The sequence below is a fragment of the Acidobacteriota bacterium genome, assembly GCA_034211275.1.
Lineage (GTDB): Bacteria > Acidobacteriota > Thermoanaerobaculia > Multivoradales > JAHZIX01 > JAGQSE01.
On record JAXHTF010000216.1, the window covers coordinates 1 to 10,756 of the forward strand.

The 10,756-nt window shown below is 66.5% G+C and carries 9 protein-coding genes; 5 read left to right on the top strand and 4 right to left on the bottom strand.

The genetic code is table 11. From position 1 onward, the window contains the following. Positions 1–114 precede the first annotated feature (114 nt). The 3 genes from SX243_22305 to SX243_22315 all read right to left on the bottom strand — a co-directional run bounded on the left by SX243_22305 (position 115) and on the right by SX243_22315 (position 2,756). Positions 115–801 (bottom strand): response regulator transcription factor, encoded by a 687-nt coding sequence (locus SX243_22305; protein ID MDY7095716.1) that lies wholly within the window; start codon positions 799–801, stop codon positions 115–117. Further along, the gene (locus SX243_22310; protein ID MDY7095717.1) at positions 779–2,251 is read right to left on the bottom strand and encodes a GAF domain-containing sensor histidine kinase; all 1,473 of its coding nucleotides are present in this window, start codon (positions 2,249–2,251) and stop codon (positions 779–781) included. Before SX243_22310 ends, SX243_22305 begins: the two co-directional genes overlap by 23 nt. Positions 2,252–2,357: 106 nt before the next feature. After that, positions 2,358–2,756, bottom strand: a complete 399-nt coding sequence (locus SX243_22315; GenBank protein MDY7095718.1) for an STAS domain-containing protein — start codon at positions 2,754–2,756, stop codon at positions 2,358–2,360. Between the two features lie 160 nt (positions 2,757–2,916). Between SX243_22315 and SX243_22320 the strand changes: the two genes are divergently transcribed. Next, a complete protein-coding gene (locus tag SX243_22320; GenBank protein MDY7095719.1) occupies positions 2,917–3,612 on the top strand; it encodes an LON peptidase substrate-binding domain-containing protein in 696 nt (231 codons plus the stop codon). A gap of 8 nt (positions 3,613–3,620) precedes the next feature. On the opposite strand, the gene idi is transcribed toward SX243_22320, so the two are convergent. Next, entirely contained in the window at positions 3,621–4,256 is a 636-nt protein-coding gene (gene idi / locus SX243_22325; GenBank protein ID MDY7095720.1) for an isopentenyl-diphosphate Delta-isomerase, read from the bottom strand. A 71-nt stretch (positions 4,257–4,327) separates the two neighbouring features. Here idi and SX243_22330 point away from each other — a divergent pair, with 71 nt between their 5' ends. From SX243_22330 to pulA, 4 genes are all read left to right on the top strand, one after another. Next, positions 4,328–5,122 (top strand): thymidylate synthase, encoded by a 795-nt coding sequence (locus SX243_22330; protein MDY7095721.1) that lies wholly within the window; start codon positions 4,328–4,330, stop codon positions 5,120–5,122. A 37-nt stretch (positions 5,123–5,159) separates the two neighbouring features. After that, positions 5,160–5,714 (top strand): dihydrofolate reductase, encoded by a 555-nt coding sequence (locus SX243_22335; GenBank protein MDY7095722.1) that lies wholly within the window; start codon positions 5,160–5,162, stop codon positions 5,712–5,714. 5 nt (positions 5,715–5,719) lie between these two features. Further along, on the top strand, positions 5,720–6,715 hold the full coding sequence (locus SX243_22340) for a DMT family transporter (protein ID MDY7095723.1): 996 nt from the start codon (positions 5,720–5,722) through the stop codon (positions 6,713–6,715). 200 nt (positions 6,716–6,915) lie between these two features. Continuing rightward, a partial coding sequence (gene pulA / locus SX243_22345; protein MDY7095724.1) for a pullulanase-type alpha-1,6-glucosidase occupies positions 6,916–10,756 on the top strand: 3,841 nt, incomplete at its 3' end.

A 10,756-nucleotide genomic window follows, 5' to 3' on the forward strand; every position in this document is an offset into this window, starting at 1 on the left:
GGTGCACCTTCGCGCGTAGGGTGGGCGCCAGCCCACCATGCCATGAGGCTAGCTCCGGTCAGCCGGAGCCCACTCGATCCGCAATCTTCGGGATAGCCGGTAGGTCCCGGAGCGTCAACTCTCTCCCGGGTCCACCAGCCCGTGCCGTACGGCGTAGCCGACGGCTTGGGCGCGGCTGTGGAGGTGGAGTTTGTCGAGGATGTTGCGGACATGGAATTTGATCGTGTTCTCGCTCACCCCGAGCTTGCCGGCCAGATGACGGTTGGAGGTGATGCCGCTGACCAGGAGGTCGAGGACTTCCTGCTCGCGATCCGTCAGCTCGGTGGGGTTGCGCGGCCCGGCGCCGCTGTCCGAGGGATGTTCGGCATCGGCGGGATCGTCGCGGCCGGCGCGGGCGAATTCGTGCAGCATCTTGGCCGCCATGGACGGCGTGAGAGCGGGTTCGCCACGCTCCGCCGCTGACAGCAAGCGGAAGAAATGCTCCGCTTCCAAATCCTTGAGAATGTACCCCTGGGCGCCGGCCTTGAGGGTCTCGAAGAGATCATCGTCGTCGTGGGAGGCGGTGAGGGCCACCACCTTCACCGCCGGCAGCTCGGCGCACAAGCGGCGGGTGGCTTCGATGCCGCTCATGCGCGGCATGCGCAGATCCATGAGCACCAGGTCCGGCTTCAGCCGGTGGGTCAGCTCGATGGCTTCTTCGCCGTCGGCGGCTTCGCCGACCACCTCGATATCCCGCGCCTCCAGCAGGCTGCGCAGGCTATCGCGGAATAGGGCGTGATCATCCGCGATGACCAGTCGCATGGTAAATCTCCGGTTTGAGCTGGGCGTTGGGCACGTGCACGGTCACCGTCGTACCCTGCTTCAATTCTGATCTGATGTGTAGTCTGGCACCGATGGAGGCGGCTCGCTCGCGCATGGTGGACAGGCCGAAGCGGGGGCTGGCGCTGGGAGTCAGGCGGTCCGGGTCGAAGCCCTGGCCGTCGTCCTGGATCTGCACCTCGAGGGAGCGCTCGACCCGTTTCAGGTTCAGCTGGACGCAGCTGGCGCCGGCGTGCTTGCGCACGTTGGCCAGGCTCTCTTGGATGATGCGCAGCAGCTGCAGCTCGACCATGGGCTCGAGGTCGTGGAGCTCGCCTTCCAGCTCCAGCTCGGCCCGCAGCCCGCTCTGCTGGCGCCACTGCTCGACATAGGTCTCCAGGGTGTCCGCCAGCTCGCCGCGGCCGGCACGGGAGGAAGAGCGCAGGTCGAGGATCTGGCTGCGCACGTCGCCGTAGGCCTGGCGGGCGGTGACGGAGAGCTGGTCGAGCTGCTCGGCGGCGGTGTCCAGGCGATTCTGCAGCAGGTTCTCCCGCGCCGCCTGGACTTTGGCGTTGACGTAGGCGATGAGCTGCGCCAGCCCGTCGTGCATGTCGTGGGCGATGTGTAGCCGCTCCTCCGCCGCCGCCAGCTCCGCGATGCGGCGGTGTAGGTAGGCGTTGTCGATGGCGATGGCGGCCTGGGTGGCGAAGCGCACCAGGGTTTCCTCATCCTCGGGATGGAAGGGAGTGTCGTCTTCTTTCTCGCTCAGATAGAGATTGCCGCGGTAGGGGCTTTTCTCGCACACCACCGGCACCGCCAGCAGGGATTTGAGATCCGGGTGGTGCAGGGGAAAGCCGGTGGCGCGGGGATCGCTGCTCATCTCTCCCAGGCGTAGCCGCTCTCCCTGTTGCAGTACCACTCCCAGGAGCCCCTGACCTTTCGGCGGATCGCCGATGAGGCGGCTTTCCTCGTCGTTCATACCCGAGGTGATGAAGGCCTCGATGCGCTGGTCGCCGTCGGTCACCGACAGGGCGCCGTAGCGGGCCTCGAGGAGGGATCGGGCTTGGTCCACCACTTTCTGCAAGACGGCTTCCAGGGACAGCTCCGCCACCACCGCCAGTCCCGCTTGGTGGAGGCCCAAGAGCTCTTGATTCTGCCGAATCAGGCGCTGGTTGAGGGTTTCCAGGGGCTTGAGGATGAGGATGGCGCAAATCAGCGACAGGACCACCAAGAGGATGACCAGCGCAACGCGGTCGATGACCGGCGAGATGTACGGGCTGAGGAAGTAGCGCGAACCCTCCAGCACCGCCACCAGCAGCAGAGGTGCCAGCAGGGCCGCCCACCGCAGCCAGTGAAAGATACCGTTGATCTCCTCCGGCAGCTCGGGAGTGGGCTTGCCGTTCCGATCCTCGTCGGAGGCGTGTTGGCGGGGAGGCTGGTCGGTGCGGCTCACGGTCGGATCTTGGCTGTACTTTCGGGCTGGGGCCCAGGGCTAGGCGTTGATGCTTTGGGTTGGGGCTGTGCGTTGGGAGAGGGCTCTCTCCGGGGGGCGGATGACTCTAGCCCGCCGGCTCTTCGACGACCTCGCCCTCGGGTTCCGTCTCGAGGGCGGCGGGGTCGACGCCGAAGGCTCGCAACGCGGTGGCTTCATCCGGGGCGACATCCATCAGGGGCAGGATCTGGCTCAGCCGTAGCACCCGTTCGACCTTCTCGGCCATGGGGGTCGCCTTGATCGCCACCCCCAGCGCCTGGGCAGATCGCAGGCCGTCCACCAGCTCACCGATGCCGGAGCTGTCGATGTAAGACACTTCCTTCAGGTCGAGGAGGATCTTCTGCCAATCGCCCTCCAGCAGCTCATGGAGCACACGGTGCAGGGCTTCATCTCCGACTCCTGCCACCAGACGCCCTTTGGGAGCGACGATGGCGACATCTTGAACTTTTCTCAGGTGGATTTGCATGATGGGCAGAGCATAGCAGGCCGGTGAGGGCTGCGGGCAGTCTCGATGAGCGGAGGGTTGGAGGCGGTCGAGGGAGCCGGGAGACCGGCCTGTGCAGGGGGAACTCTTCGTCGACAGAATCGCCGGTAAGGGGGGTGGACCTTGTTAGACTGCCGCTGAGATGACCAGCAAATCCACTCCGCCGCCGATCTCCGAGCTGCCCGAGGTGCTGCCCCTCTTTCCCCTCACCGGCACGCTTCTGTTGCCGGGGAATTGGCTGCCTCTCAACGTCTTCGAGCCGCGCTACCGGAATCTGGTGCAGGACGCCCTGGACGGCGAGGGTTATATCGGCATGATCCAGCCGCTGGTGCCGCGCCAGGACAACCGGCCTCTCCCCGGCGCCGAGAAGGACGTGCCGGAGCTTTATGGCGTCGGCTGTGCCGGCCGCATCGAGGAGTGCCAGGAGACCCCCGACGGCCGCTTCCTGGTGGCCCTCATGGGAGTCCACCGCTTCCGCATTCGCGAGGAGATGCCGCTCTTCGAGCGCGGCTATCGGAGGGTGGCGGTGGACTACGCCGACTTCGACGACGAGCCCGCGGAGACTCCTGCCCAGCCACCGTCGGAGGAGCTTTTGGAAGCGGTGAAGGTCTTCGCCCAGGCGCAGCAGCTGAACCTCGACATGGAGCGCCTGAGCGTCCTGCCGGAGCCGCTGCTGGTCAACGGGCTGGCGGTGGCCCTCCCCTTCGCGCCGGCGGAGAAGCAGGCCCTCTTGGAGGCCGGTGCCGAGGATCGCCGGGGAATCCTCCTCACCCTCCTGCGCATGGCCGAGGATCCCACCCAGACCGCCTCGGTGGAAGAGCCTCCGGTCACCAACTGATCCTGCTCTCAGGTCGAGGAAGCCGCCGGCAGGAGCGCCTGCACCTGAGGCCAGTGCTGGTCCCGAATCCGCCGCCACTCCATCTTGGACCAAGGGCTCCAGCGGTCCGGATGCTCTTCTAGCTCCCGATCCACTTCTTCCGGGCTCATCCAGCTCCAGTCGGCGATTTCGGTGGGGTTGATGCGCGGCTCGCCGGTGGCGTGGCCGGCGAAGACCCAGCACAGCTCGTGCTCCGAGCCGCTCTCGTCATAGCGGGCCTGATACTCGAATTTGTACAGGAAGACCGCGTTCGACTCCATGCCCAGCTCTTCCTTCAGGCGCCGCCGCACCGCCGACTCCACCTCCTCGCCGCGGCGGGGATGGGAGCAACAGCTGTTGGACCAGATCAGCGGCCAGAGGGGCTTGCCCGCCGCCCGCTGGTGCATCAGCACGCGGCCCTGGTCGTCGAAGAGAAAGACGGAAAACGCGCGGTGCAACACGCCCTCCCCGACGTGAGCCTCGGCTTTGGGCAGGTGCCCCACGACGCGATCCTCCCCGTCCACGAGGATCAGGGGCTCGTCGTCGAAGGACACCCGGCGGCCGGCGGCCTCCGCGGTGACTTCTGCGGAGGGCTCTACGGGGGGAGCGCTGGAGATCTTGCTCATGAACGCAGGATACCAGCAATGGACGTTTGCGCTGGAGGGGCGTCTTGGCTAGAGTCGCGGCGGAGCTCACCATGCAGCAATATCTCCAGCTCATGCGCCACGTTCTCGACCACGGTGTGACCAAGGAAGATCGCACCGGCACCGGCACCGTCAGCATCTTCGGTCACCAGATGCGCTTCGACCTGGGAGCGGGTTTTCCCCTCCTCACTACCAAGAAGCTTCACCTGCGCTCGATCCTTCACGAGCTGCTGTGGTTTCTCCAAGGCGAGACCAATATCGCCTACCTCAAGGCCAACAAGGTGCGGATCTGGGATCCCTGGGCCGACGAGGACGGGGAGCTGGGGCCGGTCTATGGTTCCCAGTGGCGCTCGTGGCCTACCGCCGACGGCGGGTCCATCGACCAGATCACCCAGGTCCAGGAGCAGATTCGCTCCAATCCGGACAGCCGTCGCCACATCGTCAGCGCCTGGAACGTCGGTCAGCTGGAGGAGATGGCGTTGCCGCCCTGCCATCTGCTCTTCCAGTTCTACGTCGCCGAGGGCAAGCTCTCCTGCCAGCTCTACCAGCGCAGCGCCGACCTCTTCCTGGGGGTGCCGTTCAATATCGCCTCCTATGCGTTGCTGACGATGATGATGGCTCGGGCGACGGGGCTCGAGCCGGGGGATTTCGTCCACACCTTCGGAGACGTCCACCTCTACCGCAACCACCTGGAGCAGGCGCGCCTCCAACTCACCCGCGAGCCGCGGCCGCTGCCGCGCATGAAGCTGCTGCGGGACGTGGAGTCGGTGCTCGACTTTCGCTACGAAGATTTCCGCCTCGAAGGCTACGATCCCCATCCGCACATCGCCGCGCCCATTGCTGTTTGACTTGTGGTCTGAGCCCTCAGCGAACAGCCACAGCATCATGAGCCGGATTCACCTCATCGCCGCCATGGCCGAAAACCGAGTCATCGGTCGGGACAACCAGCTGCCCTGGCGGCTGCCGGCGGATCTCAAACGCTTCAAGGCCGCGACCATGGGCCACGTGCTGGTGATGGGGCGCAAGACCTACGAATCCATCGGCCGGCCGCTGCCGGGGAGGCGCACCGTCGTGCTCAGCCGCGATGATGGCTACCGGCCCGAGGGCGTAGAAGTGGCGTCGTCGCTGCCCCGGGCGCTGGAGCTGGCGGGGGAGCAAGAGGTCTTTGTCGCCGGTGGCGGCGAGGTCTATCGCCGGGCGCTGGAGCTGGCGGACGACGTGCTGCTCACCGTGGTCCACGGCGAAGTGGAGGGGGACGCCTTCTTTCCTCCTCTCGACCCCGCGGTCTGGGAGCTGGCGGAGGAAGAGCACCGGCCGGCGGACGAGCGCCACGCCTGGGATCTGAGCTTTCAGCGTTACATACGCCGGGACGCTCGCCGGGACGTTCGCCGGGACGGCCACCCCGGTGCCGCAGCCGCGAGCTCCGCGGAAGAGCCTTGACCGCTGTGAGCTCACCGGCGACTCTGCCTGGGGCCCCCGCCGAGCCCACCGAGCCCGGTGAGCCCACCGAGCCCCGCCGCTGGCCCGCCTTCCTGCTGCTCGTCTTCGTCTTCCTGCTCTGGTCCAACTCCTTTATCGCCGCCCGCCTCTTGGTGGGGGACGACCTGCCGGCTCAGGAGCGCCTGGGAGCGCTGCAATTCGTCGAGATGCGCTTCGCCCCGGTGGCTCTGTGGTGCCTGGGTTGGTTCGCCTTCTTCGGCGGGGCGCGGCGCCAAGCGCTGGAGCTGCTGCGCCATCACGGCCTTTTGGTGGTGGTGCTGGCGGTGTGCAACGTGTGGGGCTACAACCTCGCTTTCGGCGCCGGCCACCAGCGGGTCTCCGCCGGCACTGGGGCGCTGATCATTGTCCTCAACCCGGTGCTCACCTTCCTGCTGGCGGTAGCGCTGCGGCAGGAGCGGGTCAGCTGGCGCAAGGCCCTGGGGCTGGTGGTGGCGTTCACCGGCATCTATTGGGTGGTGGTCCACGGCGCCGGCCGGGCGGTGGAACCGGCCTATCTGCGGGACGCTCTGCTGCTGCTGGGGGCGCCGGTGTGCTGGGCCTTCTACACCGTGCTGGGCAAGCCCCTGCTGGCGGACCATTCGCCCCTGCACTTGACCTTCTTGGTGCTCGGCCTCGGTAGCCTTCCGGCGCTGTTGTTCTCCGGCTTCGACGCTGACCTCCACCAGCGCTTGTCTCATTGGGGGGTGGAGCGTTGGGGAGCCGCTCTCTTCCTGGCGCTGGGCTGCACCGTACTGGCCTTCTGGCTGTGGTACGTGGCCCTGCGCCGGCTCTCCGCCAGCACCGCCGCCGCCTTCGTCTTCCTCAATCCGCCCCTGGCCTTGTGCTTCGAGTGGCTGTGGCTGGATCGCCGGCCCACTGGCGACCTGCTGGTGGGTGGAGTGGTGGTGCTCGCCGGCGTCTTCCTCTGCGTCTACCGGCGTCCTCGCCGGACAGTCATCTGAGTCCCGTCCGGCTGCCGCCTCCGGCAGCTGAGAAAAGCTTCCAGAGCGCGTGACATTCCGCTCGACACCCGTTCCTTCGTCCCGTTGCGTTGCATATACTTCATTTTGAAGCGGTTTACTCACATTTGTCGGTGAATTCGTGTCCGGACTCCACTCACCGACCCCCTCCGGGCCGAACCGACACCGTCTTCGGAGGTATTATGCGTTCCCCATCCTTCGCCCGTTCCAATTCCCTGCGGCCCCGCTCCCTGCGGGGTTGGTTGCCGATGGCCATCGTGCTGGGGCTGTGTGCCCTGGTGGTGTTGCCGGCCTTCGGTTCCGACACGCCGGATCCCGCCACGGTCACCGTCGCCGGCGACCTCCAGGAAGAGCTCGGCTGCCCCGGTGATTGGCAGCCGGATTGCGCTGCCACCTACCTGACCTACGACGCCGAGGACGACGTCTGGCAGCAGATCTTCACCGTCCCCGCCGGCAACTGGCAATACAAAGCGCCCCTCAACGACGCGTGGACCGAGAATTATGGTCTCGGCGGCGTGCGCGACGGCGCCAACATTCCCCTCTCCCTGGCGGCGGAGACCGACGTCAAATTCTTCTACGATCACAAGACCCACTGGATCACCGACAACCAGAACTCCACCATCGTCACCGCCGCCGGCAGCTTCCAGAGCGAGCTGGGCTGTTCCGGCGATTGGCAGCCATGGTGCTTGCAGTCTTGGCTGCAGGATCCCGACGATGACGGCACCTTCGTCTTCGAGACCGGCCGCCTGCCCGCCGGCAACTACGAGATGAAGGCCGCCCACGACGAGGCCTGGGACGAGAACTACGGCGCCGGCGGCGTGGCCAACGGTGCCAACATCCCGTTCTCGGTGCCCGCCGACTGCGCCGACATGCGTTTCGAATACGACCTGGCGAGTCATGTGCTCACCGCCGATACCGCGCCGGCAATCGCCCAGCCCGGGAGCGTTACCATCGCTGGCAGCCTGCAGAGCGAGCTGGGCTGCCCCGGCGACTGGCAACCGGATTGCGCCGCCACCCATCTGGCCTACGATGCCGACGACACCGTCTGGCAGGGCTCCTTCGCCCTCCCCACCGGCGACTACGAATACAAGGCTGCCATCAACGACGCCTGGGACGAGAACTACGGCGCCAACGCCACTCCCAACGGCCCCAACATTCCCCTCTCCCTGGCCGACCCGACGACGGTGAAGTTCTACTACGACGACACCACCCACTGGGTCACCAGCGATCAAACGTCCGAGATCGCCGTCGCCGCCGGCAGCTTCCAGAGCGAGCTGGGCTGCCCTGGGGACTGGCAGCCATGGTGCCTGCGCTCCTGGCTGCAGGATCCCGACGGGGACGGGATCTTCACCTTCAGCACCAACAAACTTCCCGCCGGGGATTACGAAGTGAAGGTCGCCCACAACGAAGCTTGGGACGAGAACTACGGCGCCAACGGCGCGCCGGGGGGCGCCAACATCCCGTTCACCGTGCCGTCCGCCTGCGCCGAGACCTTCTTCTCCTATGATGTGAGCACCCACGTGTTGACCGTCAGCGCCACCGGCGCCCCCACCGGCAATCTCAACCTCTCCCGCGCCCATTGGGTGGCGGAGGACGTGCTCGCCTGGAATTTGGGAGCCACCCCGGCCAGCACCGTCTTCGAGCTCCACTGGTCCGCCACCGCCGATCTCGGCCTCGACCCGGACGGCGTCACCGGCGCCGACGGCTCGGTCGAGCTGACCCTCGATGCCGCCGGCCTGCCGTCGGAGGTGACGGATAAATTCCCCCACCTGGCGGGCTACCGGGCGCTGCGGCTGGATCCCGCGGACCTCAACCTGGTGCCGCAGATCCTCAAGGCCCAGACCGCCGTCTCCGCCGTTGCCGACGGAGCGCTGCTGGACGCCACCTCGATCCAGATCCCCGGCGTCCTCGACGACCTCTTCTTCTACCCCGGCGAGTTGGGGACGGTGTTCTCCGGCTTTGGCATCTCGCTCCATCTGTGGGCTCCCACCGCCCAGGCGGTGAGCCTGCACCTCTACGACAGCTCCGACGCCGCTTCGCCCAGCGAGACGGTGGTGATGACCGAGGATCCCCTCACCGGGGTGTGGAGCGCCGCCGGCGGGCCGAGCTGGTACGGCCAGTACTACCTCTACGAGGTCGAGGTCTATACCCCCGCCACCCGCGCGGTGGTGACCAACCTGGTCACCGATCCCTACTCGGTGAGCCTCGCTGCCGACAGCCGGCGGAGCCAGATCGTCAGCCTCGACGACCCCTTCCTCAAGCCGATCCTCTGGGACTTCCTGCGCAAGCCCTGGTACTCCGCTCCCGAGGACATCGTTCTCTACGAGCTCCACGTGCGCGACTTCAGCATCGCCGACCAGAGCGTCGATGCCGAAGACCGCGGGACCTTCAAGGCCTTCGCCAACCTGGGCTCCGACGGCATGCGCTATCTGCGCCGCCTCTCCTTCGCCGGGCTGACCCACGTCCATCTGCTGCCGTCCTTCGACATCGCCACGGTGCCGGAGCGGCGGGAGGACCAGCTGGAGCCCGCCGGCGACCTGGCGAGCTATCCGCCGGACTCGGAGATGCAGCAGGCCGCCATCGAAGCGGTGAAGGATCAGGACGGCTTCAACTGGGGCTACGACCCCTACCACTACACCGTTCCGGAGGGCAGCTACGCCACCGATCCGGACGGTCCGGCGCGCATCCGCGAGTTCCGCCAGATGGTGCAGGCGCTGAACCGCACCGGGCTGCGGGTGGTGATGGACGTGGTCTACAACCACACCAACTCCGCCGGTCAGAACGACAAATCGGTGCTCGACAAGATCGTCCCCGGCTACTACCACCGGCTCAACGCCGACGGTGCTGTGGAGATGAGCTCCTGCTGCCCCAACACCGCCTCCGAGCACGCCATGATGGAAAAACTCATGATCGACTCGGTGCTCACCTGGGCGACCCAGTACAAGGTCGATGGCTTCCGCTTCGACCTCATGGGGCACCACATGAAGGCCAATATGCTCAACCTGCGCGAGGCCTTGGACGCTCTCACCCTGCGCGACGACGGGGTGGACGGCTCCGAGATCTACGTCTACGGCGAGGGCTGGAACTTCGGTGAGGTGGCCGACAATGCCCGCGGCATCAACGCCACCCAGGCCAACATGGCGGGCACCGGCATCGGCACCTTCAGCGATCGCCTGCGGGACGGTGTGCGGGGGGGCAATCCGTTCAGCGCCCTGGACGCTCAGGGCTTCATCAACGGCCTGTTCTACGAGTCCAACGGCAGCCCCCAGGGTGACGAGCGGGCTCAGCTCCTGCACATCACCGATTGGATCCGCGTCGGTCTCGCCGGCGACATCGCCGACTACACCTTCGTCGATGCCGACGGCAACCTCGTGCGCTCCGATCAGGTGGACTATTTCGGGCAGCAGGCGGGCTACACCGCCGACCCGCAGGAGAACATCACCTACATCGCCGCCCACGACAATGAGACCCTCTTCGACGCCTTGCAGCTGAAGGCGGCGGACACGGCGACCCTGGACGACCGGGTGCGCATGCAGATGCTGGGCAACAGCATCGTCGCCCTCGGTCAGGGCATCCCCTTCTTCCACGCCGGCCAGGACTTCCTGCGTTCGAAGTCGATGGATCGGGACAGCTTCAATTCCGGTGATTGGTTCAACCAGATCGATTGGACCTTCGAGACCAACAATTGGGGCAATGGCCTGCCGGTGGCGGAGAAGAACCAGGACAACTGGCCGATCATGGCGCCGCTGCTGGCGGATCCCACGCTAGCGCCGCAGCAGGCGGATCTGGAGCTGGTCTCCGAGCACTTCCGGGAGCTGCTACGCATCCGGCGGAGCTCGAAGCTCTTCCGTCTGCGGGACGGCCAGGAGGTCAAGGACCGGGTCGCCTTCCACAACACCGGAGTCGATCAGATCCCCGGCGTGGTGGTGATGAGCGTCTCCGACCCCGACGGTGATATCGACCGCAAGGCTGCGGCGCTGGTCGTGGTCTTCAACGCCACCACCGACCCGGTGGAGATCGCCG